The sequence below is a fragment of the Enterococcus sp. DIV0691 genome (genome assembly GCF_051711145.1).
Taxonomy (GTDB): Bacteria; Bacillota; Bacilli; order Lactobacillales; family Enterococcaceae; genus Enterococcus_B; species Enterococcus_B hirae.
In genome coordinates this window covers 1,932,370-1,958,262 of sequence record NZ_JBIOLY010000001.1, presented here as the reverse complement: position 1 = coordinate 1,958,262, position 25,893 = coordinate 1,932,370, and the positions used below count along the sequence as shown (strand labels likewise).

General features: G+C 37.4%; 26 protein-coding genes. 23 read left to right on the top strand and 3 right to left on the bottom strand.

What is annotated here, in order from left to right; all coding sequences use genetic code 11:
• The first annotated feature begins 7 nt into the window (after positions 1-7).
• The 8 genes from lacA (at position 8) to IGJ11_RS08980 (ending at position 9,890) form a co-directional block, all read left to right on the top strand.
• A complete protein-coding gene (gene lacA / locus IGJ11_RS09015) occupies positions 8-436 on the top strand; it encodes a galactose-6-phosphate isomerase subunit LacA (protein WP_207432531.1) in 429 nt (142 codons plus the stop codon).
• 14 nt (positions 437-450) lie between these two features.
• Entirely contained in the window at positions 451-966 is a 516-nt protein-coding gene (gene lacB / locus IGJ11_RS09010; protein WP_063627351.1) for a galactose-6-phosphate isomerase subunit LacB, read from the top strand.
• Between the two features lie 33 nt (positions 967-999).
• The gene (lacD, locus tag IGJ11_RS09005; RefSeq protein WP_242694012.1) at positions 1,000-1,953 is read left to right on the top strand and encodes a tagatose-bisphosphate aldolase; all 954 of its coding nucleotides are present in this window, start codon (positions 1,000-1,002) and stop codon (positions 1,951-1,953) included.
• Positions 1,954-2,262: 309 nt separating this feature from the next.
• Positions 2,263-3,939, top strand: coding sequence for a potassium-transporting ATPase subunit KdpA (gene kdpA, locus IGJ11_RS09000; RefSeq protein ID WP_207431872.1), 1,677 nt, complete (start codon positions 2,263-2,265; stop codon positions 3,937-3,939).
• A gap of 9 nt (positions 3,940-3,948) precedes the next feature.
• Complete coding sequence (kdpB, locus tag IGJ11_RS08995; RefSeq protein ID WP_207431874.1) at positions 3,949-5,979, top strand: potassium-transporting ATPase subunit KdpB; 2,031 nt, start codon at positions 3,949-3,951, stop codon at positions 5,977-5,979.
• Positions 5,980-5,991: 12 nt separating this feature from the next.
• The gene (locus IGJ11_RS08990) at positions 5,992-6,525 is read left to right on the top strand and encodes a potassium-transporting ATPase subunit C (RefSeq protein ID WP_207431876.1); all 534 of its coding nucleotides are present in this window, start codon (positions 5,992-5,994) and stop codon (positions 6,523-6,525) included.
• Between the two features lie 85 nt (positions 6,526-6,610).
• The gene (locus IGJ11_RS08985; RefSeq protein ID WP_274456562.1) at positions 6,611-9,193 is read left to right on the top strand and encodes a sensor histidine kinase; all 2,583 of its coding nucleotides are present in this window, start codon (positions 6,611-6,613) and stop codon (positions 9,191-9,193) included.
• A gap of 10 nt (positions 9,194-9,203) precedes the next feature.
• Entirely contained in the window at positions 9,204-9,890 is a 687-nt protein-coding gene (locus IGJ11_RS08980) for a response regulator transcription factor (protein ID WP_010718443.1), read from the top strand.
• A gap of 176 nt (positions 9,891-10,066) precedes the next feature.
• On the opposite strand, the gene IGJ11_RS08975 is transcribed toward IGJ11_RS08980, so the two are convergent.
• Positions 10,067-10,624, bottom strand: a complete 558-nt coding sequence (locus tag IGJ11_RS08975) for a pentapeptide repeat-containing protein (protein WP_242697148.1) — start codon at positions 10,622-10,624, stop codon at positions 10,067-10,069.
• Between the two features lie 260 nt (positions 10,625-10,884).
• Between IGJ11_RS08975 and IGJ11_RS08970 the strand changes: the two genes are divergently transcribed.
• The 3 genes from IGJ11_RS08970 (at position 10,885) to IGJ11_RS08960 (ending at position 13,689) form a co-directional block, all read left to right on the top strand.
• Complete coding sequence (locus IGJ11_RS08970; RefSeq protein ID WP_207431881.1) at positions 10,885-11,646, top strand: DeoR/GlpR family DNA-binding transcription regulator; 762 nt, start codon at positions 10,885-10,887, stop codon at positions 11,644-11,646.
• A 10-nt stretch (positions 11,647-11,656) separates the two neighbouring features.
• Complete coding sequence (locus IGJ11_RS08965; RefSeq protein ID WP_207431883.1) at positions 11,657-13,063, top strand: M24 family metallopeptidase; 1,407 nt, start codon at positions 11,657-11,659, stop codon at positions 13,061-13,063.
• Positions 13,064-13,329: 266 nt separating this feature from the next.
• Positions 13,330-13,689: a MerR family transcriptional regulator gene (locus tag IGJ11_RS08960; protein WP_010718439.1), complete on the top strand. Its 360-nt coding sequence runs from the start codon at positions 13,330-13,332 to the stop codon at positions 13,687-13,689.
• 236 nt (positions 13,690-13,925) lie between these two features.
• Here IGJ11_RS08960 and IGJ11_RS08955 read toward each other — a convergent pair whose 3' ends face one another.
• Positions 13,926-15,065 carry a trans-sulfuration enzyme family protein gene (locus IGJ11_RS08955; RefSeq protein WP_207431885.1) on the bottom strand — a complete coding sequence of 380 codons (1,140 nt, stop codon included), beginning with the start codon at positions 15,063-15,065 and terminating at the stop codon, positions 13,926-13,928.
• Positions 15,066-15,331: 266 nt separating this feature from the next.
• Between IGJ11_RS08955 and IGJ11_RS08950 the strand changes: the two genes are divergently transcribed.
• Genes IGJ11_RS08950 through IGJ11_RS08940 form a run of 3 tightly spaced genes read left to right on the top strand, consistent with a single transcriptional unit; the run spans position 15,332 to position 18,464 of the window.
• Complete coding sequence (locus IGJ11_RS08950; RefSeq protein ID WP_010737901.1) at positions 15,332-15,685, top strand: Rid family detoxifying hydrolase; 354 nt, start codon at positions 15,332-15,334, stop codon at positions 15,683-15,685.
• A gap of 17 nt (positions 15,686-15,702) precedes the next feature.
• Complete coding sequence (locus IGJ11_RS08945; protein ID WP_010737900.1) at positions 15,703-17,031, top strand: CoA-disulfide reductase; 1,329 nt, start codon at positions 15,703-15,705, stop codon at positions 17,029-17,031.
• A 14-nt stretch (positions 17,032-17,045) separates the two neighbouring features.
• Positions 17,046-18,464: a cation:dicarboxylate symporter family transporter gene (locus tag IGJ11_RS08940; protein ID WP_207431889.1), complete on the top strand. Its 1,419-nt coding sequence runs from the start codon at positions 17,046-17,048 to the stop codon at positions 18,462-18,464.
• 255 nt (positions 18,465-18,719) lie between these two features.
• Here the strand turns inward: IGJ11_RS08940 and IGJ11_RS08935 are convergent, their stop codons facing one another.
• Positions 18,720-19,385 carry a helix-turn-helix transcriptional regulator gene (locus tag IGJ11_RS08935; RefSeq protein ID WP_010737898.1) on the bottom strand — a complete coding sequence of 222 codons (666 nt, stop codon included), beginning with the start codon at positions 19,383-19,385 and terminating at the stop codon, positions 18,720-18,722.
• A gap of 203 nt (positions 19,386-19,588) precedes the next feature.
• On the opposite strand from IGJ11_RS08935, the gene IGJ11_RS08930 reads away from it, so the two are divergent.
• The 9 genes from IGJ11_RS08930 to IGJ11_RS08890 all read left to right on the top strand — a co-directional run bounded on the left by IGJ11_RS08930 (position 19,589) and on the right by IGJ11_RS08890 (position 25,456).
• Positions 19,589-19,702 (top strand): putative metal homeostasis protein, encoded by a 114-nt coding sequence (locus tag IGJ11_RS08930; RefSeq protein WP_010718433.1) that lies wholly within the window; start codon positions 19,589-19,591, stop codon positions 19,700-19,702.
• 115 nt (positions 19,703-19,817) lie between these two features.
• Positions 19,818-20,312, top strand: coding sequence for a GNAT family N-acetyltransferase (locus IGJ11_RS08925; protein WP_010718432.1), 495 nt, complete (start codon positions 19,818-19,820; stop codon positions 20,310-20,312).
• 171 nt (positions 20,313-20,483) lie between these two features.
• Positions 20,484-22,148, top strand: a complete 1,665-nt coding sequence (gene alsS / locus IGJ11_RS08920) for an acetolactate synthase AlsS (RefSeq protein ID WP_181934677.1) — start codon at positions 20,484-20,486, stop codon at positions 22,146-22,148.
• Positions 22,149-22,160: 12 nt separating this feature from the next.
• The gene (budA, locus tag IGJ11_RS08915) at positions 22,161-22,871 is read left to right on the top strand and encodes an acetolactate decarboxylase (protein ID WP_207431893.1); all 711 of its coding nucleotides are present in this window, start codon (positions 22,161-22,163) and stop codon (positions 22,869-22,871) included.
• Positions 22,872-23,033: 162 nt separating this feature from the next.
• The gene (locus tag IGJ11_RS08910) at positions 23,034-23,519 is read left to right on the top strand and encodes a GAF domain-containing protein (RefSeq protein WP_025480112.1); all 486 of its coding nucleotides are present in this window, start codon (positions 23,034-23,036) and stop codon (positions 23,517-23,519) included.
• Positions 23,520-23,677: 158 nt separating this feature from the next.
• The gene (locus IGJ11_RS08905; RefSeq protein ID WP_207431895.1) at positions 23,678-23,941 is read left to right on the top strand and encodes a hypothetical protein; all 264 of its coding nucleotides are present in this window, start codon (positions 23,678-23,680) and stop codon (positions 23,939-23,941) included.
• A gap of 141 nt (positions 23,942-24,082) precedes the next feature.
• On the top strand, positions 24,083-24,487 hold the full coding sequence (locus tag IGJ11_RS08900) for a MarR family winged helix-turn-helix transcriptional regulator (RefSeq protein WP_010737892.1): 405 nt from the start codon (positions 24,083-24,085) through the stop codon (positions 24,485-24,487).
• 27 nt (positions 24,488-24,514) lie between these two features.
• Entirely contained in the window at positions 24,515-25,153 is a 639-nt protein-coding gene (locus IGJ11_RS08895) for a nitroreductase family protein (protein ID WP_010718426.1), read from the top strand.
• A gap of 15 nt (positions 25,154-25,168) precedes the next feature.
• Positions 25,169-25,456, top strand: a complete 288-nt coding sequence (locus IGJ11_RS08890) for a putative quinol monooxygenase (protein ID WP_063627329.1) — start codon at positions 25,169-25,171, stop codon at positions 25,454-25,456.
• Positions 25,457-25,893 lie beyond the last annotated feature (437 nt).

Genomic DNA, 25,893 nt, shown 5'->3' with positions numbered 1-25,893 from the left:
AATGAGTATGCGAGTAGTCATTGGTGCGGATAGCGACGGAATGGAATTAAAAGAATGGTTAAAAGATAAGCTCGTGAAAGAGGGATTTGAAGTAGAAGATAAAAGTATTCAACCAGCAGAAGATTTTATTGCATCTACATTAGCTATCACAACAGATTTAAAAGAACACCCGGAAAGTCTAGGGATCGCTATTGATGGTTATGGTGCAGGGAGCTTTATGGTCGCAACAAAAATAAAAGGAATCGTGGCAGCTGAAGTGTCGGATGAAAGAAGTGCTTATATGACTAGAGATCATAATGATGCCCGAATGATTACCTTAGGCGCAGCGATTGTTGGTAAAGAGCTTGCGTTAAATATCGTTAAGGGATTTTTGACCGCATCTTATAGTGGTGGTCGTCATCAGATTCGTGTAGATATGTTAAATGAAATGGGTTAAGAAAGGAGCAGATAATGAGAATAGCAATTGGATGTGACCACATCGTAACAGATACAAAAATAGCAGTTGCGGATTTTTTGAAATCAAAAGGGCATGAAGTAGTGGATGTAGGGACCTATGATTTTACCCGCACACATTACCCGATATATGGGAAAAAAATTGGAGAAGCAGTAGTTAAAAAAGAAGTTGATTTAGGCGTATGTTTATGTGGAACAGGTGTCGGGATTACCAATGCAGTCAATAAAGTACCTGGAGTAAGAGGTGCGTTGGTTCGTGATATGACCAGTGCCATCTATGCAAAAGAGCAACTAAATGCGAACGTCATTGGTTTTGGTGCCAGAATCACAGGAGAATTTTTGATTTGTGATGTCATCGAAGCCTTTATTCAGGCAGAATATCAAGAAACAGATAAAAACAAACAGTTGATCGAAAAAATCAACCAGTGTGAAAGCACAAATGCTTCGCAAGAGAAGCCGGAATTTTTTGCAAAATTTCTTAAAAAATGGGAAATGGGCGAATACGAAGACTAAAAGGAGCGTGACATAGAAGCAATGGATGGAAAAATGAAACATTTAAAAAAACTCTGGAATAAAGAACAAATCTTTGCCGCTTTAGCAATTGATCAGCGAGGTGCATTACGTAAAATGCTTACCAAAGCAAAAGGAGAAGAAGCAAGTGCTAAAGAGCTGGAAGAATTTAAGATGATCGTGTCTTCGCAACTAACAAAAGATGCGTCAGCGATTTTGTTAGACCCGGAGTATGGCTTGCCTGCAGCGAAAGCGAAAGCGCAAGAAGCTGGCTTACTTCTTGCCTATGAAAAAACGGGATATGATAGTACCGTGCCTGGAAGACTTCCTGATCTTTTACCTACTTGTTCAGTTAAGAATCTAAAAGAGGCAGGTGCAGATGCTTGTAAATTCTTACTTTATTATGATGTTGATGAAAGTGACGAAATCAATGAGCGAAAACAGGTATTTATCGAACGGATCGGCTCAGAATGTCAGGCAGAAAATTTACCATTCTTTTTAGAATTAGTTTCATATGATCAAAACATTTCTGATAGTCAATCAAAAGAATATGCGATGAAAAAACCTGGTAAAGTCATAAAAATGATGGAGAAATTTTCTGAAGAGCGATTCAATGTTGATGTCTTGAAAGTGGAAGTTCCTGTCAACATGCACTATGTAGAAGGATATGGTCAAACGGATTTCGTACATACGAAAGAAGAAGCAGCGAAATTTTTCCAAGAACAAGCTGCTGCTACCCATTTGCCTTATATCTTTTTAAGTGCCGGTGTCGAAGCAGAATTATTTTATGAAACACTACGTTTTGCCAAGGCAGCAGGATCGACCTTCAATGGGGTTCTTTGTGGTCGGGCAACGTGGAGTGCTGGGGTAGAAACTTTTGTCAAACACGGAAAAGAAGCGGCGATGACGTGGATGAACGAAGAAGGAAGTAAAAAAATCCAACAACTCAACCAAGTGCTGCAAGAAACTGCAACACCAGTAGCGTTATAAAAAAGGCTATGAATACCATTTGTTCGGAGGGTAACAACGGGTATAAACGTAGCGGTAAGCTTTATAATAGGATGAACATTTTTTGAAACGCTTCTTCTATTTTTATAATGGAGAAAAATAGACAAGAATAAATAATCAAGAGATATAAAGATAGTGTAAAGAAACGATTTAAAGTTTCACACTATCTTTATATCTTTTTTTGTATGATCAAATCATAAAGGAGAGAGGAAAAATGATGATTATATTTGGTTTGATTAGTGCTTTATTAATGATTTATCTTTTCTGGTTTTTATTTAAGGGGGAAGAGTTATGAGTAGTATCATTTATCAAGGATTGTTTTTTTTATTTGTGTTACTAATTCTAGCGTTACCTCTTGGGTGGTATATTAAACAAATCATGCAAAATAACATACCTAAAGGCGTACGATTTTTGCAACCCGTTGAAAAACTATTTTATAAAATAATCGGACCAGTAAGTCAGAAAGAAATGACGGCGAAACGCTACATTTTTAGTGTATTGTCATTAAGCCTTTTTTCGCTCGTTTTACTGATTGGTCTGTTAATGACACAAGAATGGTTGCCGGGTGGAAGTACAGTTAAAAATCTTTCTTTCCCATTAGCCCTCAATACGGCAGTTAGCTTTGTAACGAATACTAATTGGCAAGCCTATGCTGGGGAAACTACCTTATCGAATTTTTCGCAAATGTTTGGCTTAACAGTTCAAAATTTTGTATCTGCAGGTGTTGGTTTAGCAGTTTTGATTGCCTTATTAAGAGGTTTGACTCAAGTGAAAAATAAACGACTAGGGAATTTTTGGCAAGATTTAACCAGAGGTCTAGTCTATATCTTATTGCCGCTTTCCATCGTTTTAGCCATCTTATTGATCTCTCAAGGAACGATCCAAACGTTTCAATCAGGGCTAGCTTATCAAGGATTAGAAGGAAAAGATTTGTGGTTGTATCTAGGACCAGTAGCAAGCCAAGTAGCTATCAAGCAGTTAGGAACGAACGGTGGTGGTTTTTTTGGAGCAAATTCAGCTTATCCTTTTGAGAATCCAACGATTTTAGCGAATTTTTTGGAAAATATTGCCATTTTGCTCATTCCTGCTGCATTGATTTTTACACTAGGTTTTTGGGTAAAAGAATGGAAACAAGGACGGACGATCTTGATCGTTGCAACCACTTTTGTTCTGTTAGCGTTTATCGGGGTAACAGTTAGTGAATATTATGGACCAAACTTTACTCAAGTGTTAGGTTCGGCCAACATGGAAGGAAAAGAAGTTCGTTTCGGTGTGGGATGGTCAAGTTTATGGGCTGTCAGCACGACTGCTGCTTCTAATGGTTCGGTCAATGCGATGCTAGATAGTTTTACGCCCTTAGGTGGAGCGATCCCACTCTTTTTGATGCAATTAGGAGAGATTATTTTTGGTGGGATTGGTAGTGGACTATACGGCATGCTTGCTTTTCTTTTGTTAGCCGTTTTTATTGCTGGTTTATTAGTTGGTCGTACGCCCGAATATTTAGGGAAAAAAATTGAAGCGTTTGACATCAAGATGGCTAGTTTAGTTATTTTGACTCCTTTAATGTTGACCCTCTTTGGAGCTATGGCCTTGATCAGCCACAGTGAAGTCTTCACTTGGTTAACTAATGAAGGTCCTCATGGATTTAGTGAATTATTATATGGTGCAACTTCCTTAGCGAATAATAATGGGAGTTCATTTGGCGGTCTATTAGCAGATACGCCGTTTATTAACTATTTAGGCAGTTTCTTGATGCTGCTTTCCAGATATCTACCGATCGTTGCGATTTTATTCCTAGCAGAAAACATGGGGAATAAGAAAAAAGCAGCGTTGAGTCCAGGGACATTATCAACCGTCAGTCCAACGTTTGTTACGATGTTGATTATTGTCATTTTAGTGATCGGCGCCTTGAGTTTCTTACCAGCATTAGCCTTAGGACCAATTGCTGAGTATTTTACAGTAAAGTGAGTGAGAAAAATGAAAAAAATCTATTTATGGGCTGTGGGTCAATCGTTCAAGAAGTTGGACCCACGACAGCAATTAAGAAACCCAGTCATGTTTGTTGTCTATTTAGGCGCGATTTTGACAACCATTTTGTGTTTTTACCCGATGGATGTACCGTTATGGTTTAGTCTTGCGATTACGGTTTTCTTATGGTTGACTCTATTATTTGCCAATTTTGCTGAAGCCGTTGCTGAAGGTCGTGGGAAGGCACAAGCGGATAGTTTGAAGCAAGCGAAGAAAGAAGTAATGACCTATAAGATCACCCGTTTAGAAGATGTGCAAGAAAAAAACTTTATTGAGATCCGTTCTTCTGATTTGAAAAAAGACGATCTGGTTTATGTCCAGGCAGGTGAACAAATCCCAGCAGACGGGGACGTCATCGAAGGGGCTGCCTCCGTCGATGAAAGTGCCATTACTGGAGAATCAGCACCAGTCATTCGGGAATCCGGAGGGGATCGAAGCGCTGTGACAGGAGGAACGACAGTCGTCTCTGATTATTTAGTGATACGGGTCACTTCCGAAAACGGGCAATCATTTTTAGATAAAATGATTGCGATGGTGGAAGGCACCCAACGAAAAAAAACACCGAATGAAATCGGGCTGCAAATCTTTTTGATCACTTTGACGATCATTTTCTTAACAGTTTCGATTACGCTGATCCCGTTTACTCACTTTAGTAGTCTGCTGGCAGGAAAAGGTGGCCCGCTTTCTTTAATCATTGTGATTGCGTTATTGATTTGTTTAGCACCCACGACAATTGGTGCGTTGATCTCTTCGATCGGTATTGCTGGTATGAGTCGATTGACAAAAGAAAATGTCATTGCCATGAGTGGTCGAGCAATCGAAGCGGCAGGAGACGTCGATGTCTTATTATTGGATAAAACAGGAACGATTACGCTGGGCAATCGACGTGCAAGTGAATTTTTACCAGTTCATCAAGTGAGTGAACGAGAACTGGCGGATGCTGCCCAACTTTCCTCTTTGGCAGATGAAACAGCAGAAGGCAGAAGCATTGTGATTTTAGCCAAAGAACGATTCAATCTACGGGAACGTGAATTTCAGCAATCTGAGGTGAAATTTATTGATTTTAGTGCCAAAACAAGAATGAGCGGGATCGATTATCGCGGGGACGAAATTCGTAAAGGCGCGGCTGACACTATGAAAAAATACGTGGAAGCAAATGGACATACCTATCCTGAAGAATGCGATCAATTAGTGGCTCAAATCGCACGTGCAGGGGGAACCCCATTAGTAGTTGTCAAAAATTACCAAGTTTTAGGTGTCGTTTATCTCAAAGACATTGTAAAAAATGGTGTGAAAGAAAAATTTGCAGATATGCGGAAAATGGGGATCAAAACGATCATGATCACAGGGGATAATCCTTTGACGGCTGCAGCGATTGCGGCAGAAGCGGGCGTTGATGATTTTTTGGCAGAAGCAACACCAGAAAACAAAATGGAATTAATCCGTGAGTACCAAGAAAAAGGCCACCTTGTAGCAATGACGGGTGATGGAACGAATGATGCTCCGGCATTAGCACAAGCTGATGTAGCGATGGCAATGAATACAGGAACCCAGGCTGCCAAAGAAGCAGGGAACATGATCGACTTAGATTCAAGTCCTACGAAACTCCTGCAAGTAGTTCAAATCGGCAAACAACTATTGATGACTCGTGGAGCGTTAACGACCTTTAGTATTGCCAATGATGTTGCTAAATATTTTGCGGTGATCCCAGTCTTGTTCTATAGCATCTATCCACAATTAGATCAATTGAACATCATGGGACTTAGTACGCCTTTAACAGCTATTTTATCTGCGGTCATTTATAACGCGGTGGTGATTGTGGCATTGATCCCGTTAGCGTTGAAAGGTGTTGCTTACCAGGAAAAACCAGCTAGTCAAATCCTGCGACATAATCTACTTGTCTATGGATTAGGAGGAGTCATTGCACCATTTATTTTTATCAAACTGATTGATGTCATTTTATCATTCGTGATTTTGTAAAGGAGAAAAGTGATGCGAAAAACAGTTATGGGAAGTATTCGTTTTTTACTGTTAAGTTTACTTGTTTTTGGAGGGGGTTATACATTACTAGTTACCGGGGTCGGTCAACTATTTTTCAATGAACAAGCTAATGGTAGCCAAGTTACCAATGATGGGAAAGTCATAGGTTCAAAGTTGATTGGGCAACCTTTTGAATCAACTCGCTATTTTTCTGGACGGAATGAGAAAGTTAGCCAACTGTCGCCGGTATCCAAAGAACAAGCTTCACGTGTGGAACAGAGAACGAAAAAACAACTTCAAGAAAACCCAGCGCAAAAAGAAGTTCCGGTGGATCTAGTGACTGCTTCGGCAAGTGGTGTAGACCCGGATATCAGTGTGGAAGCAGCCAATTTTCAAGTGTCAAAAATCGCTCAAGAGCGAGGTCTTAAAGAAGCGGATATCTATGCTATAATAGAAAAAAACAGCCATAAGGATTGGTTTTCAGATCGCAAATACGTTAATGTATTACAATTGAATCTTTTGTTAGATCAGATGTCTGATTCATAATCGGTTCTAGCCATTTTCTTGATTGGTTTTAGCCAATCGGAAAATGGCTCAGACTTACATAAAGGATAAGTTGGAGGGGGAAAGGATGTCGTTATCGAGTGTATCAGAAGATTTTATGCAAAGACAGCAAGGGAAGAAGGGCAAACTAAGAGTATTCTTTGGTTTTGCGGCTGGTGTCGGCAAAACGTATGCGATGCTCTTAGAAGCTAGAGAATTATTTGCCTTAGGTAAAGATGTCGTGATTGGCTATATAGAGCCTCATGATCGACCAGAAACGAATCAACTACTCGAAGGTATGCCTCAGATCCCACCCAAAGAAATCAATTACAAATCAATCACTTTATTTGAACCTGATATTGATCGCTTGATCAAGCGAAAGCCCGAAGTAGTTTTGATCGATGAATTAGCACACACCAATGCGCATGGTTCAAGAAATAAGAAACGTTACCAAGACGTGGCAGAGTTACTGAATGCTGGAATCAACGTTTTTACAACGATTAATGTGCAACATATCGAAAGTTTGAATGATGTTGTTGTTAATGTAACAGGTGTGGAAGTAAAAGAAACCGTGCCAGACACTTTCTTTCAACAAGCATCTTTGAAAGTGATCGATGTTGAGCCGGAAGAATTGATCTTACGGTTAGAAGAAGGAAAGATCTATACCAACGAAAATGCAAAACGAGCCTTAAAAAATTTTTTTACCCCACAAAAGTTGAACCATCTGAGAGGTTTAGCGATCCAAAGAGCTTCCGATCATATCAATCAAGTCAGTAGTCAAACCAATCGAATCCAAAGCAAGTTGTTGACTATTGTTAATGACGATTTTCCTAAAATGGCAGAAAAGTGTATTCGTTGGACTGCAAGATTAGCGCAGGGCTTAGGTGCGCAATGGGTCGTTATTCAGATTCGTTCACATGAAGACACGCCGACAAACTTACCTCTTGCCGACAAACTTGGTGGAGAAGTGATCAGTATGGAAGAAGAAGGAAGCTTTGAAACGATCGTTGAATACGCTAAAATGACTGGTATTACAGATATTATCATGGGAAAGAATCTACGACAACCATGGTATGAACGATTATTTTTAGAATCGTTTGAAAACCGATTGCTGAAGCGATTGAATGATACAGAGATCCATTTGATCCCATTTCAAGAAACTAGACCGTCTTTTTTATTTCATACAAGAAAAATCATTGAAGGCGGCGGAAAAGATCTAGGGTATGCATTAGGTGCTGTTTTTTGTGCCACTTTAATTACTGAGTTGATGCAGTATTTGAACGTCGGTGATCAAAATCTGATGTTGATCTATCTCTTTTTCGTCTTATTAGTCGCTCGGATGACTTCCGGTTATTTTTGGAGCGCTTTAGCATCAATCCTTAGTGTACTATCGTTCAATTGGTTTTTTGTTGAGCCGCTTTATTCATTGACAGTCTATAAACAAGGCTATCCGTTCACTCTTTTGATCATGTTTTTAGTTGCTCTGATGATTAGTAACTTAATGGTGCGGTTAAAAAAACAAGCAGTTTATTCTATGGAAAAAGAGCATCAAATGGAAATTCTTTATGAATTGAATAAACAATATGTGTTGGCACAAGATCAACAACAAATTTTTGATATTACTGCGACGTATCTTTCACGTTTGTTAGATCGGGAAGTGGTTCTCTTTGATTCTGAAGGACAAGTGAAAAGTGTGCATCGTGTCGATCGGAAAAAATCAAGACTTAACATCAGTGAAGAAATTGCAGTAGCTGTTTGGACAGCAAAAAATCAACAGGAAGCAGGAAATGGAACCGATACCCTCGGAGGAGCAAAAGGATTCTATTTACCGATCCTTACTAATGGAAAAGTCGTAGCTGTTTTAGGAATGGAACGAAGTCATTCCCACGACCTACAAAACGATCAACTAAACTATTTAAAGTTGCTCATTACACAACTGGCAACGATTCTGGAACAAAATCAATTGAAAAATGAGAAAGAGCAAATCGAACTTGAGAATGAACGAGAAAGAGTCCGCAGCAATTTGCTCCGAGCGGTCTCGCATGATTTGCGGACACCATTAACGGCAATTTCAGGGATTGCGGAGACGTTAAACAATGAAAAAAGTGTGTCGAAAGAAACCCAACAAAAATTATTGCAAGATATTCAAGATGAGTCCCAATGGTTGATTCGAATGGTGGAAAATTTATTATCGATTACACGGATCAATATGAATACAATGAAAGTGAATAAATCAGCGGAACCGATTGAAGAAATTATCGAAGCTGTGTATAGTCATTTGAAAAAAGTGTATCCAGATAGCCAATTAGATGTCGTATTACCAGAAAACATGCTATTCATCCAAGCAGATCCTATTTTAATTGAACAAGCTTTGTTCAATTTGATTGAGAATGCTTTGAGACACGGTGAAAAACAGCAACCTGTACGATTGACTGTGAGCCAAAATGGAGAAGAAACGAGGATTGAGATTAGAAATAAGGGTGAGATTCCTATCGAACAATTTCAAAAAATCCAAAATAATCTGACTCAACCAAATGAGGTGCCTGTTGATTCTAAAAACGGATTGGGAATTGGGTTAAGTATTGTCAACACGATCATTCGTGCTCATAACGGACAAATGGAGATGATTGCCGATAATGGGGAAACGATTGTCCGAATCTATTTAAAGTAAGGAGTTTTTTATGAATAAGATGATCTTATTGATTGAAGATGATCCCAATATTACCGACTTCATGGAAGTGGTTTTTGAGCGAGAACAATATAGATTAACGGTAGCAGCAAATGGGATGGAAGCTTTAACTGCTTTACAGGCAGAAACATTTGATGTCATTTTACTTGATCTAGGTTTACCGGATATTGATGGAATGGATCTCTTGAAAATACTGAGGAAACGGATGGATCTTCCGATCGTGGTGATTTCTGCACGAAAGGACGAAAATGAAAAAGTAGCCGCCCTTGATTTAGGAGCAGATGATTACGTCACCAAACCTTTCGGGACTAACGAACTTCTAGCTCGTATAAGAACAGCTTTACGCCATAAGAAAACCAAAGAAGAACAGACGTTGATCGTAGTAAATAATGCATTGAAAATCGATTTTGATAAGCAGTTGGTTTATAAAAATGACCAAGAAATCCATTTAACAAAAAACGAATATCGATTACTTAAATGTTTATTTGAGCAGATTGGTAAAGTAGTCACTTACCAAACATTAATGACCCAAGTATGGGGACCATACAGCGAAGATTCCCAAATTTTGCGAGTCAATATGTCAAATATCCGCAAAAAAATTGAAACAAATACGTTGAAGCCTGAATATATCATTACTGAAATTGGTGTTGGTTATCGTTTACGTGATTACCGCTCGTAAACATAAAGATGAAACAGTGAAGTCTGTTTAATAAGTATTAGATCCAAGAAAGATAGTTCAAAAAGGTCATGAAAGAAACAAATAGCTCCGAACAAACCAGAGCTTACTGTATCTTTCATGACCTTTTTATGGTGTTCATCGTATTACTTCTAGGGAATTAAACCTAGGTTATTCACTTACTCTTTTATAATTAGACCTAACAATGTAGAGAATTTTAAGGCCTGGTAGGTTGAGACCTGGCAACCTTTTAATTCATTGATCGTAATGCTTAATGTTTCAAAATTAGAGGAGCTTAAATCAACGCCTTTTAAAGAGGTTTGCTGAAAATTCGCTTCGTTCAATTCACAATTGTCAAAAATGATTCCTTTGAAGTGACAATGATAAAGATCGGCGTTTTCCAGTGAACAATGGCAAAATTGATTATTCTCCATTTTAGCATAGCCAAAAGCAGCTAGATTGATTAGACAATCTTTAAAAGTAACGTTTTTAATCGTTGATTCTTGAAAGGTTGTCCCAAGTAGTTTGCAATTGATAAATTCTACTCGGTGGATAGAGGCTTTTGTCATATTGACGTTGGAAAGATCACAATTTTTAAAGCGAACATCTACGAACTCGACCTGACTAAAATCGCTATTTGTAAATTGGCAGTGATCAAATTCCATATTGTAAAAACGGGGACGATCGAAAAATACTTCGATTGCTTCGTCATTGACTACTTTGCACATTTCAAGCATTGGTTCCTCTTCGGAATAGATTGTAGAAAAGGGCTTAAGTGGTAATGTGGGAGAAATTTTTGGAGGAACGATTTTCATAGATTCATCTACTTTCCTATATAAGATTTTTCCATATCAGTAACGGAATCATCGCTGTCTGCTTATTATAGCACAAATCATTTGATTACATTTGGCAATTTTTTTGCGACAAAATGCGATAAATTGCAAAATATTGCAAAGTGTTGCAAACTGTAGTAAAGTGACTTAAGGGAGGCGGTTTCATGCTGAGGGAAATTCGTTTGAAAAAAATAATCAAAATCATGAAAGAAAAACAAAATGCTGCGATTGATGACTTAGCAGAACAGCTGGAAGTATCTAAAGACACAATCAGACGTGATTTAATGAAGTTAGAAGAAAAAAATATAGTTCGCAGAACACACGGCGGAGCGATTTTATTAGAAAGAGAAGCAACTATTTTTGATTATGAGCAACGTTCAACTAAATTAAATGGAGTGAAACTTCAGTTAGGAAAAACCGCTGCAGCTATCATTAAGGACAATTCATCGGTTATTTTCGATTCCTCCACTACTGTAGAAAGTGTGATCAATCAAATAGGGATGAAACCTTTGACAGCTATCACTAATTCCTTGACTCATGCGATGCTGTTGGCAAAAAGGCCAGCAACTACGATTACGCTATTGCCGGGAAAATTGCACAAAACACAACTTTTTTTACATGGCGCAGATACTATTGAGAAATTAAAACAATACAGTGTAGACTATACATTTTTAGGTGTTTTTGCTTTATCGTCTGAGGGGATATTCATCCATACGGAAGAAGAAGGACTTGTCAAACGCCAAATGGTCAAACAGGCAAAAACGGTGGTTGCTTTAGCAGATCATACAAAAATGGATAAAACCGGTTTTTTTAAGGTTTGTGATTTAAAAGAGATTGATTTTCTAGTAACAGATCAACCTCCCAGCAAGCAGTTGCAACAAGCTTTGATAAATAATCAGGTGGAATGTCTTATATTAGATCAATAAAGGAGTAAGTATGGAAAAGAAAAATATAATTTTAGATGTGTTGACTGAGCCGAAAACATTTGCAGATGTCTCACCGGTTTTCTTAACAGATGAAACGATTGAGATGAGAAAAAAACGAATGATACAAAGGATGAGAGAAGAAGCGATTGACACACTAATCATTTATGCAGATCGTGAGCATGGTAGCAATTTTGAATATTTTACGGGATTTATTCCACGGTTTGAAGAAGGATTATTTGTTATGGAAAATAGTGGAAAAAGTACCTTGATTTTGGGAAATGAAAATCTGAAACTATGTAAACATGCACGAATCCAATCAGAATTGGTTCATTATCCACCTTTTTCATTGCCGAATCAACCAATGGATCACGAACAACCTTTAGAACAATTATTTACCTCGTTAGGGTTCGTTGAAAAGAAAAAAATCGGGGTAGTTGGTTGGAAAATGTTTACTACACGGAAGAAAGAAGCGACCAAGCTATTCGATGTTCCTCACTTTATTATTGAAGCAATCGAAAAAGCAAAAGGTGAAACGACTGAACTACTAAATGCTAGTTCGCTGTTGATCGGGGAAAAAGGAATACGGAGAACAAATAATGCCAATGAGATCGCTCATTATGAATTTGGTGCCAATCTAGCTTCTAGTTGCATGTTACAAGCACTAAACAAGATTGAAGTAGGTGTAAAAGAGTCTGAAATTGGAGCATTGTTAAATGGAAAAGGACAACCGAACACGGTAGTGACAATTGCTGCGACAGGGCAACGTTTCGAATATGCTAATCTTTACCCAACCGATAAAACAATTAAACTTGGGGATGCGTTGTCTTTAACTACTGGGTTTAAAGGTGGTCTATCTAGCAGAACCGGGTTTGTCATCGAACATGAAAAACAACTTCCATCAGAGCAAGCGGATTATTTAGAAAAAGTGGCTAAACCTTATTTTCAAGCAATTGTTCATTGGTTAGAAACAATCAAAGTGGGGATGAGAGGCGAAGAAGTTTATCAACTAGTTGAGACTGTTTTACCAAAAAAACAGTTCCATTGGCATTTAAATCCTGGTCACTTGACAGCAGATGAAGAGTGGTTAGCTTCACCTATTTATCAAGAGTCGCAAGAAATACTTGAAAGTGGGATGATTTTTCAACTAGATATCATTCCTTCAGTTCCGGGCTATACAGGTGTTAGTGCGGAAGAATGTGTGGTATTAGCTGATGAGGTACTGCAAGGAAAAATCAAAGAAAAGTATCCAGAATTATGGCAACGCATTATGATTCGTCAAACGTATTTGAAAGAAGTGCTAAACATTGATTTAAGTAAAGACATTTTACCGCTTTCCAATACGGTTGCATACTTACGCCCTTTTTATTTAGCAAAGAATCAAGCATTTCGTGTACAAAGAATAAAATCCACATCTTGATGTACGAGTGAATGATAAGAGAAAATTCGTAGGAGTAACAGGAGCTGTATGGTTCGTTACTTCTCGAATTTTTTAGGTCTGCTAGCTTTTTTGAGAAAAATCCCTTATAGTGAAAGCCGAAAGACTAGATCATTTTTTGTACGTTGTTTCAAAAGCGACGATGATCATGCATAAATCTCCATTCGTTTATTGGTTTTGGCCAAGCAGATAAATGTTAGGATAGTCGTTTATGAACGAGATGGAGCAGAAAAAAGGGGATATCAACTATGAACATCAAACAAGTGAGCGAAGCGAAAGGGATCTCGCCCGATACATTACGTTATTATGAGAAAATTGGTCTCATTCCACCTGTACATCGCACGAAAGGCGGAATTCGTGATTATACAGAAGAAGACCTCAACTGGGTAGATTTTACAATTTGTATGAGAAATGCTGGTTTATCCATTGAGTCGTTGATCGAATACAATAAATTGTGTAAGCAAGGAGACCAGACAATTGCTGCTAGGAAGCAATTATTGATGACAGAAAGACAGCATTTGATTCAAAAGATCGATGAGATGCAAGAGTGTTTAACACGATTACATAAGAAAATCGAGAATTACGATCGGTATTTATTAGAACAATAAGATATTAGTCCATGTTAGCCAACAGTTGGTTAAGAGAACTTTTATAGCCCAAATACAACAGTTCTGAAATTTTTACCAATGATGAAATAAAAAATTTTGATGAAAAAGAAGGCGTGTCGGAAGTGTCTAACTCTAAGAAATAAGCCGGATAATCCCAAATAGGAGGAACTATTTTGGGACTATCCGGCTTATTTTCGATGATAGAACTCACCATGAATATCAGATAGTGAGTGAAACTACATAGCATTTAACGCATCATCAAGATCAGCGATCAAATCTTCTACATCTTCGATCCCGCATGAAAGCCGAACTAAAGTTTCGGTGACACCCATCGCTAATCGATCCTTTTCAGGCATACTGGCATGAGACATCGCCCAAGGATAAGAAAGGATGGATTCCACACCTCCGAGACTGACAGCTACGATTGGTACACGACAGTGTGTGAATAAGGTTTCAATTTGCTTAACTGAATCTACTTCAAATGACAAAATAGCACCACAGTCTTCGCATTGTTGTTGATGGATCGAATGTCCAGCATGCTGTTCAAGACCAGGATAATAAACGTTTGTTACTTTCGGATGATTGACGAGAAAGTTAGCTAATTCACTAGCGTTTCGAACTGATTTTTCCATTCTTAACCCCAGCGTTTTAACGCCGCGCAATAGTAGCCAAGCATCTTCAGGACCTAAAATCCCGCCCAGTGCTTTTTGATGTTCCTTTAATTGCTGATACAGCTCCTCGTTATTTGTAGCGACCAAACCTGCAACAACGTCACTATGTCCATTGATAAACTTTGTTGCACTATGTATCACGATATCAACACCTAAATCTAAAGGATGTTGTGAAATGGGTGTCATAAATGTATTATCTGCAACTGTTAAGATCTGATACTCGTTAGCCAATTCAGTCACTTTCTTTATATCAGTGATTGTTAATAATGGATTGGAAGGAGTTTCAATGTAAAACATTTTTGTTTCTTTTTTAATCGCTTTTTGCCAAGAATCAATATCCGTTTCATCAACAAAAGTGCAATCGATCCCGAAACGAGCTAAGAAAAGATGGATGCTTTGGAAGGTTCCACCATAAATATTTTTACCTAGTACTAAATGATCTCCTTTGGATAAAAGGAACAGGACAGCGTTAATAGCAGCCATTCCTGATGAAAAGGCTAAACCGAACTGCGCGTTTTCTAATGAAGCAATACATTTTTCCGCCGCTTCGACAGTAGGGTTACCAAAACGAGTGTAACTAAAACCTGTGTGAGTGAAGACATTTTTTTGATGAAACGTGGAAGTTTGATATTTAGGTATCGACGATGCGCCTGTAACTGGGTCGATGACTGGGTAATCGTGTAGAATTTTTGTATTGATATTCATATGGGTTTCCTCCAAACCTACTTCATGTATCTCAAAAATAACACATTCATTTCCGTTATGTCAACGCTTTCTTGATAAAAAATTATCAATGAAATTAATTGCTTGCGTTAGATTTTAAATAACATCAGTTTTTATAATTTTATTTTAAATAAAAGAATTTTTGCGGTTTTTAAAAACTTTGAAAGTGGTTGACTGCCTTAAAAATATATGATAATTTTTTAGTGTAATTGTATTCTGTGATAAAAAATTATTAAAGGAGGAAAAGAATGAGTAGCAACAAATTACCGTATGAAAAATATCGCGTGGCGGGAGACTTGATCTTTGTTTCTGGACAGTTACCAATCGATCCAACCACTGGTGAAATCGTTTCTGAAGAGATTAAAGCACAAGCGAACCAAATCATGATCAATATATCACAAGTGTTGGAGGAGCTAGACTTGACCATGAATCAAGTGGTTAAAACGACTTGTTTTCTAACTGATATGAATCATTTTGAAGCATTTAATCAAGTGTACGCAGAACACTTTGGTGAACGTTTCCCAGCACGATCAGCTTTTCAAGTCGTTGCCTTACCAAAAGATGCTTTAATAGAAATCGAATGGGTTTTATCTAAAGCATAAGAAAAGAGGAAGAAAGAATGAAAATAATAATCATTGGTGGAATTGCTGCAGGAATGAGCGCAGCGGCCAAAGCAAAGAGAGTCAATCCAGATGCAGAAATCATCGTGATTGAACAAGAGGATTATATCTCTTTCGGCGCTTGTGGGCTTCCTTATTATTTAGGCGAAGAATTTAATGATGAACAAGAGATGTTTGCTCGAACGCCTGAACAAATCGAACGTTTAGGAATTAAATTATTGTTGCGCCATCGAGTAGAATCAATCGAATTTGCCACTAAAACGTTAGCTGTAAAAAATTTAAGTACAAATGAAGTAAGTCATGAAACTTATGATCGTCTGATGCTGGCTGTCGGTGCAAAGCCGTTTGTTCCTAACATTGCTGGTATTGATTCTAGTGATGTGTATACGATTACGAAACTTAATGAAGTCAAACGACTACAGCAAGAATTATCAAATTATCAAAATATTGTCATCCTGGGTGGTGGATTTATTGGCATTGAAGTAGCTGATCAGTTAACGAAAGCAGGAAAAAATATTCATTTGATCGAGATGGCTCCTCACTTGATGAATCGTTCATTTGATCCGGAATTTTCTACTAAAATTAAAGAAGCTATTGAAGAAGAAAATGTAAGGGTTTCCTTGGAGGAGTCTGTTCTAGAGATCGAAAAAAATCATGAACAAGTGGTAGCTGTCAAAACGAATAGAGGAAGTTATCAGGCGGATGCGGTGATCGTTGCTGCTGGATTTGTTCCTAATACCAGCTTTTTGAATGATCAATTGGAATTGTTAGGAAATGGTGCAATTAAAATCGATACATACGGGAGAACGTCTCAAAAAGATGTCTTTGCGGCAGGTGACTGTGCTTCGATTCCCCATCGAATCTTAGGGGATATTTACCTTCCTTTAGCGACTACAGCGAATAAAATGGGACGGATCGTTGGGGTCAATCTTAGCGGTGTACAGATGCAGGAATATTCAGGGACATTAGGCAGTAGTGCGATCAAAGTAGGAGAGTACGAGGCAGCAGCGACTGGTATCACTGAAAAAATGGCAAGAGAAAAAGGATTAGATATCAAAACGACTTGTATTGAGACCATGAATCACTCGAATTATTATGGAACTCAAGAAAAAATCATGATCAAACTGGTTTATGACCGACAAACAAAAGTGTTGTATGGTGCCCAACTATTCGGGAAAAATGAAACAGTTCTTCGTGCGACTGGCTTAGCTGTTGCGATACACGCTCAAATGACGACTGAAGAATTAGGATTTGTTGATTTTGCTTATGCACCACCTTTTTCTTCTACGTGGGAAGCACTAAATGTTGTAGCAAATACTGCAAAATAAAGGGGATGAATAAATTGATCGATGCACCTTTTTTTACTCAATTTCTGAAAGTAAGTAATTATTATACTGCGGGAGGAATCGCTTTGCTGATTCTATCCCTCGGGGTAATGAAGTACCTGAAAGACAAACGGATTAGTTTCTCTAAACGAATGATTTATGCTCTTATTCTTGGTTTGCTTTTAGGGGTTGTCATTGATTTGATTGGTTCCGATAGCGAAATTTATACCGAATTTGCTCGAACGGAAATCAATGCCTGGTATGCCCTAGTCGGTTCAGGATTCTTGAAGATGATCCAGTTGCTAGCTATTCCTGTCGTGTTCTTATCGATTATCAAAGTAGTGATTGATGTCAAAGGAGAACGGTTAAAATATTTGACGGGAAAAACTTTTGCAACATTACTAGGGACTACAGCTATCTCTGCGGCATTGGGGATTGCGGTTGTCAAACTCTATCGGCTTAACGGTGCAGAGTTTGCTGGAGACTTGGCAGCAGATAAAGCAGAAAGTATTAGTAATATTGCTTCGCAAAGTTTCCCAGAATTTTTCTTGAAACTGATACCTAACAATATAGTTAGCGTGATGGGGGATAATGGGAGTATTGTATCGGTTGTGATCATAGCGGCTATGTTTGCTGGAGCTATTCGCTTCTTACAAGTCAAAAAACCGGATCAAGTGGCACCTTTTGTTACGTTGTTGGACTCATTAAAAGTAACCGTCATTTCCGTTTTAACTAACGTGATCAAGTTGATGCCGTATGGGGTTGTTGCCTTAGTAAGTAATACAATTATTTCTAGAGGGATTCAAGCAATTATGGGAATGATCGGATTTATTGCAGCTCTATATACTGGTGTTCTTTTGATGTTGATCGTTTATGTCATTTTATTACTATTCATGGGTGTGAATCCAATTGTTTTTTACAAAAAAGCATTTACGACACTATTGTTTGCTTTTTCTTCCCGTTCAAGTGTAGGAACTTTACCTTATACTTTGAAAAATCTGGAAGAAGATCTAGGTGTATCTCAAGAAACGGCAAATTTTGTTGCTACTTTAGGAACTTCGATTGGTATGAATGGTTGTGCTGGTGTATTCCCTGCTATGCTTGGTGTTTTAATGGGATCAGCTGTTGGCGCAGAAATGGATCTATCCTTTTATTTCTTGGTGGTCGTTGTCGTTACGGTAGGATCCATCGGAATTGCTGGTGTGCCTGGTACGGCGACCGTTGCGGCGACAGTTACTCTTAATGGCTTAGGGTTTGGACACACGATCACAAGTATTGGAGCGATATTTGGTATCGATCCGATTGTTGATATGGGACGTACCATGTTGAACGTCGCAGGCTCAATGGTTTCTGCGATTATGGTAGATAAGTGGGAAGGAACATTTGATAAACAAGCGTTTTTGGCACCATTGAATAAAAAAAATGAAGAAGAGTAATAGACAATGGGAAAAGTTATGTGTTCAATTAGTGATCAAACGATATCTAGGGAATGAGTTGATACCAACTCGCTGATTGGATCGTTTTTACAATAGTCTTCATCTGTTTCAAAAGTGAAACAACCAAGAAATAAGACGGCACGCCTTAGTGAAGAGGAGTGCCGTCTTTAGTTTCAAAGCCCATCATGTCTGAGAAGCTGTTAAAAAAATGCTTGCTTATTGTCATTGGAGGTAACCGATGCTTTCGCAATCTCTTTACTTTTCTCCTTCAGCAATCTTCAGGTAACGATAAACGCTGGGATCTGATATGTTGAGAATCTTAGCCACTTGTGAAACAGCGCCTTTGATTTGGAAGATTCCTTTTTCATTTAATTGGCGAATGATTTTAATTTTCAACTCTTTATTTAAAGGAGTTTGTTTGTCCAAGAGATCGGAGGGGACGATAGAGTAGATAATCCCTTCAATGGTTTCTTCCAAGATCTCAACGGATTCGGGGAGGTGATTCGTATCAAACACTGCAAGTGGTTGTTTTTCTGTTGATAAGCCAGCTAATGCGAGTATCTCCTTTGAGAGTGACTGATATTTGCTGATATCTTGATTAATGCAAAGTAATCCGACTATCTTCTGCTGATCATTGCGTATAAAAAAAGTGGCACCTCTTAATTTTTTCCCGTTGATTGTTTGTGCATCATAGTTGACTAAATAATCTTGTTTAAGATATTTCTTTGAGCGCACCATTTCTAAAGCGAAACCAGTAACAGGAGAATGGATATCTCGTCCACTTATATGATTGTTTTCAATGGCAGCGATATGAAAATGACCTTCTTCCAGATGATGAAGAACCACTTCATAGTTTTCCCCTAAAGCTTGTCCGAGGAATTTGACCAGGGATATATATAGCGTTAATTGAGTGTTATTCATTTTCTCACCTTGATAATTTTTTGTTACTTTATAATACCATCTTTGTTTGCTGTTTACATTATAAAATAATCGTTATTTCATTTTATTTTTTATTGACAAATTTTTTGGATGAAGTTATATTGTTTATATAAATCGTAATCATTACTATTTGAGTTCGTGAACGGTTTATTTGATAAAAATAGACTTGAAAAAGGGAGAAAGCAATGGAAAAACAAGACTTAGCGAGTGCCTACCGTCGGCTAAAGAGCCCCAATATCAAAACGAAAAAAAGAGCGTTAAAAATCATTCATCAATACAAACGTAATAAAAATAAGTAAAAACTATCATTTGCTAAAAAAAGTGTTTGTTTTGATTAGTGATCCTATCAGTAGATTCTTGTCTTAAAAATTTGAACTGGTATAATAGTTTTTAAACAAAAAAGGTGTGTACTATATGATCCGTTATTCTATAGCAGCTAAAGAAGATTTACCTCGCATCGTGGAGATTTACAATCAATCGATTTTAACGAAACAATCAACTGCCGATGTAACGCCCGTAACTATCGAGGATAAATTGGCATGGTTTGAAGCCCATGATCCTAAGAAACGCCCACTATGGATCATGCAAGAAGCAGGAGTAATCATTGGTTGGATCAGTTTGAGCGATTTTTATGGACGACCTGCCTATGATCGAACGGTAGAAATCAGTATTTATATTGATGAGGTCTATCAACATAGAGGTATTGGGCAATACGCTGTGAACTTTGTAGAAAAACAGCTCCCTCACTTAAACATTGAAACAGTGCTAGCTTTTATTTTTGATAGTAATCAAGCGAGTCAACGTTTATTTGAAAAAAATGGTTATTGTTTATGGGGTCTACTGCCTGAAGTTGCGCAAATCGATGAGAGATTGCTTGGGTTAGCTATTTGGGGAAAATCGTATCGCTAATCAAATAAGCTGTAGTTTCATGAATTTTTCTGAAACTACAGCTTATTTTTCATATTACTACACAAATGAAAAAATTTGTGTTACACTCTTTTTATGAAACAGTTTGTAAAACTGTACTAATAAAAAAGCGTTTTTCGAGAGAATGTTTAATGAAAAGGGAGTAATATTGTAATGGATGATGAAATGAAACAAGGTTCTAAAGCTGTAGTAGAAAGTTTAGCAAATCACCAAGTCGAATATGTTTTTGGGATTCCAGGAGCAAAAATCGATGGGGTGTTTAATGAGTTAGAAGATCAAGGACCAGAATTAATCGTTACGAGACATGAACAAAATGCCGCTTTTATGGCTCAAGCAATTGGACGGATCACAGGCGAGCCAGGTGTCGTCATTGCTACTAGTGGTCCTGGAGCTAGTAATTTAGCAACTGGGCTAGTGACCGCTACGGCTGAAGGTGATCCGGTTCTTGCAATTGCAGGACAAGTCAAACGAAGCGATCTACTTAAATTAACTCATCAAAGCATGGACAATGCTGCTTTATTTCAGCCAATCACTAAATATAGTGCAGAAATTCAAGATCCAGAAACAATTTCAGAAGTGATTGCCAATGCTTATCGAATGGCTAAAAGTTCGAAAAAAGGAGCAAGCTTTATTAGTATCCCACAAGATGTGGTAGATGCGACTGTAAAAAATGAAGTCATCAAACCTCTAAAAGATCCACAATTAGGTTCTGCTTCTGCTGGCGATATCGATTATTTAGCGGAACGTATTCAAGAAGCGAAATTACCTGTTTTATTAATCGGGATGCGAGGTTCAAGTAAAAAAGAAACAGCAGCGATCCGTAGATTAGTAGCAAAAACAGGCTTGCCGGTGGTAGAAACTTTCCAAGCCGCTGGTGTGATCTCTAGAAAATTAGAAAACTATTTCTTTGGCAGAGTCGGTTTGTTTAGAAATCAACCAGGAGATATGTTATTGAAACGAAGTGATCTAGTGATTGCGATTGGTTATGATCCAATCGAATATGAAGCAAGAAACTGGAATGCTGAAAAAGATGCTCGAGTAATCGTTATTGATGAAACACCAGCTGAGATTGATTCTTACATGCAGCCAGAAAGAGAATTAATCGGGGATATCTCTGAAACATTGGATCTGTTGACGGATTCTTTAACACCGCATCAAGTGTCACGTGATGCGAAAGAATACTTAGCCTTTTTGCAAAATAAATTAACTGAGCGTGATATTGTGCCAACAAAAGACCGCGAAGGAATTTTACATCCTCTAGAAGTCATTAATACACTCCAAAATAAAGTGACAGATGAGATGACTGTTACTGTAGATGTAGGTAGTCACTACATTTGGATGGCACGTCATTTTAGAAGTTATGAAGCAAGACATCTATTATTTAGCAATGGGATGCAGACACTAGGAGTTGCTTTGCCATGGGCAATCTCCGCTGCATTAGTACGTCCTAAGACACAAATCATTTCGGTATCTGGTGATGGTGGTTTCTTATTTTCTGCTCAAGATCTAGAAACAGCTGTTCGTAAAAATTTGAAGATCATTCATTTGATTTGGAACGATGGCCGTTACAATATGGTAGAATTTCAAGAAATCATGAAATATCAACGAGCTTCTGGTGTGGATTTTGGCCCGGTTGATTTTGTAAAATATGCAGAAGCTTTTGGTGCTAAGGGGCTTCGTGTGACCTCTGTCGCTGAGTTGGAACAAGCAATAGAAGAAGGATTTAAAACGCAAGGTCCAGTTATCATCGATATTCCAATCGACTACCGTGACAATGAAAAACTTGGTGAAACGATTTTACCAGATCAATTCTATTAAGGAGATGCTAAGATGAGTGAAAGAATACTTTTTCAACATGGAACACTAGGAGCATTGATGGCAGGACTAATGGATGGTACTGAGACGATTGAACAGATACTCAAACACGGGACTTTAGGTTTGGGAACGCTACATGGATTAGATGGGGAAGTCATCTTCTTGGATGGCGAAGCTTATCAAGGGCGTTCAGATGGAGTAGTTGTTAAGCTGACAGGAAAAGAAACCACTCCTTATGCAGCAATCACCCCATTCATTACAGATGGACGGTTTGAAGTCGAAAATCAAACAAAAGGCGAAGAATTAAAACAATCAATTTTAGCCAGTCAAGCAGGAAACAACTTATTCTTAGCGATAAAAATTACTGGGCTGTTTAAAACAGTCCACACACGTATTATGCCAAAACAAGAAAAGCCTTACCGAAGATTAGCAAAAATATCAGAGTCTCAACCTGAATTTCATGAAACAAATAGTCAAGGAACGTTAGTTGGATTTTATACGCCAGAACTGTTTCAAGGAGTAGCAGCTGCTGGATTTCATTTGCACTATATCGATGAAGCTAAACAATTCGGAGGGCATGTCATTGATTTTGAGCTAACAAAAGGCACTGTCGAAATCAGTAAAATCGAAACACTTGTTCAACATTTTCCCAGCGATGATCCAACGTTTATTGGAACGACAATAGATTATGCAAACTTGGAACAAGAGATCCAGCAAGCAGAATAATTTTCTAATGAGTCCGTGCTAAAAATTAATAATGAAAGTATTTTATATTTGAAGGATGTTCTTTTCCCGTCTTTCTGTCTAGTAAGGTCAGTTTTTTCTCAATGACTAGTCAGCAAATCATTTCTAAGCTATAATTTTTTCATAGAAGGAGTGGTTGAGATGTTGTGGACAGAAAAGCAAAAAGAAGATGCCTATCAAATTTTATTATTACAGCAAAAAGGATTATTAGAGGCGGAAGATCATTGGCTAGCAAATTTAGCGAATTCTTCTGCTCTGTTGAACGAGACATTACCAGAAACAGTTTTTGCAGGTTATTACCTATATAATGGCGAAGAATTGATTTTAGGTCCATTTCAAGGTCGTGTTTCTTGTACTAGGATCACAATGGGAAAAGGGGTTTGTGGTGAGTCAGCACAAACAAAAACTACATTGATCGTTGATGACGTCAAGAAACATGAAAACTATATTTCTTGTGATTCTGCAGCTCAATCTGAAATCGTTGTGCCCATGATCAAAGAAGGACATCTGATTGGCGTTCTAGATATTGATTGTGGTGTAACAGGCGGGTATGATCATATTGATCAAGAATATCTTGAGAAATACGTAGAAATGCTTATTGATATCGTGCCTTTAGATGTTATTTCTTAAAAAATTCAATAACTTTAACAAGTGAAATCAAAAGAACGCTCGAAATAGTCGTTCTTTTGATTTTTTTCTAAAATTATAATGGCTTTTGGTTTTCATAATCTAATTTTAATGTTATTATCATTTTATAAAATGTTAGAACGATTAAAGGTGGATGAGATATGAATAACGAAGAAATCATTTTGGGACAAAAATATGCGTGTAAGCCAATCGGTTTAAAGCATGTAGTAGTAGGTGAAGTCATTAATAAATTAGAAAATTGTATCGTGTTATGTGTGGAAAAATACCAAGAAAGTGATCATGAAGAAATATTAGAAAAATGTGGGAAAGTGGTTGTGAAATATGCGGATGTATATGATTTAACTACTATAGAAGCCATTTTTGAAACTTCTTCAAAAATTTATGAACCAGCGCTCGTCTCATAAATAAAAAATAGTTTAAAAGAGAAAGAGGAATAGCTTTCTCTTTTTTTTTGTTATTCAAACTTTTATGCTTTACAAGTCTCACTAAAACATTTATATTATTGATAAGTCAATAATTGACAAGTCAACGGAAGGGGGATGGAGATGGATTTAAGAAAACTCAGTCAGTTACTCTATAAAATCAAAATTATCAGTCAAGAAGGATCAGCTTTGTTCGAGAAAGAAACTGGATTCAGTTTGACGAGATATGAAATGCTGATGTTTTTATGGGAAAAAGGCAAATGTTTACAAAATCAAATTCAAACAGATCTGAAAATAGACAATGCGGCTATCTCTAGACATTTGAAGATATTGGAAGAAAAAGGCTATGTTTCACGAAAACGCAATCCAGCGAATAATCGTGAAGTATTTGTTCTACTGACGGATACAGCCAAACGAGAACTGGCTAAGTGTGAAAATAATCATCAACAGTCCGCTGACTCTTTGTGCATTTCGTTGACCGATGAAGAAATCACCGAACTAACAAAATTATTGAATAAACTTTATTAACTACATTAGGAGAAAGAAGAGAGAGAAATGAGCAAAGAATTAGTAAACAATGATTTTTCAAGTGTTGTATTTGGAAGAAAATCCGTTCGTGTATATGATGAAACGGTTAAGATTTCTCATGAAGAAATGTTAGAAATGATACAAGAAACAACAACAGCACCATCTTCAGTTAATATGCAACCATGGCGTTTTGTGGTGGCAGAAAGTGAAGAAGCAAAAGCAAAATTGAAACCATTGATCCGTTTTAATACGAGACAAAATGATACTTCATCAGCTATGGTCATGATCTTTGGAGATATGAACTGCTACGAATATGGGGAAGAAATCTATGACCAAGCAGTAGCAGAAGGTAAGATGCCGGCAGAAGTTCGAGACCAACAACTTGCTGCGATCCTTCCTTATTACCAAAACTTTACACGTGAACAAATGAATGACGTTGTGAAAATTGATGCTAGTTTAGCTGCAATGCAATTCATGCTAGTTGCTCGTAGTCACGGCTATGAAACAAATCCAATCGGGGGATTCGAAGCAGACCAATTGGCTGAAGCTTTTGATCTCGACAAAGAACGTTATGTTCCAGTGATGATCTTATCTGTTGGGAAAGCAGTAGAAGAAGGGTATGAATCTGTTCGATTGGCTCCAGAAAAAATTACAACTTTTAAATAAAGCGAGTGTGGAAAAATGATCGTTATCAATGCAAAATTTTCAATCAAGCCAGAAAAAAGAAATGAATTTCTTGCGGAAGTCAGTGAACTTGTTGCAAGTACAAGAAAAGAAGACGGGTGCTTAAGCTATCAATTGTACGAATCAATCGATATTGAAAATGAATTTGTCATGGTTGAAAATTGGCGTGATCAAGCAGCGATTGAAGGACACAATCAAAGTCCGTTACTTCAACAATTATTTAAAAATATGAGTCAGTATAGTAGTAAGAAGACAGAAATAAATGTTTCTCAAACAGTAAACTAATTTTTTGATTAAAGAAGTTATGTGTTAAATCTATTTTATAAAATGTAACTAAATAATTTCCAGTTCGTCATGGTAAAATGATTGATCATTTACCGTGACGGGCTTTTTTTGTTAATCAATCATTTTTACTAAATAAACAGAATCGGATTTTAAATAACGTTTGTGAATTTTTTTAAGAATGTAAAAATCATAATTTTAATTCCTTAACTAGATATTTTTTTATTTTAACACACAGAAAACCTTGGTTTAATAATAAAATAATCTTGCGAATCTTATATGTTACAGGTAACATTAATATGTAGGTTAAACTACTATTGTTTATTTTAAATAACGTTTTTTAAGGAGGTGGATAATCGGATTCAAGTACATAAATAAAAGTAACCAACCTTAGAATAAAGTAAGAAAAAGCTAGGTTAGCCAAATTTCAAATATAACTG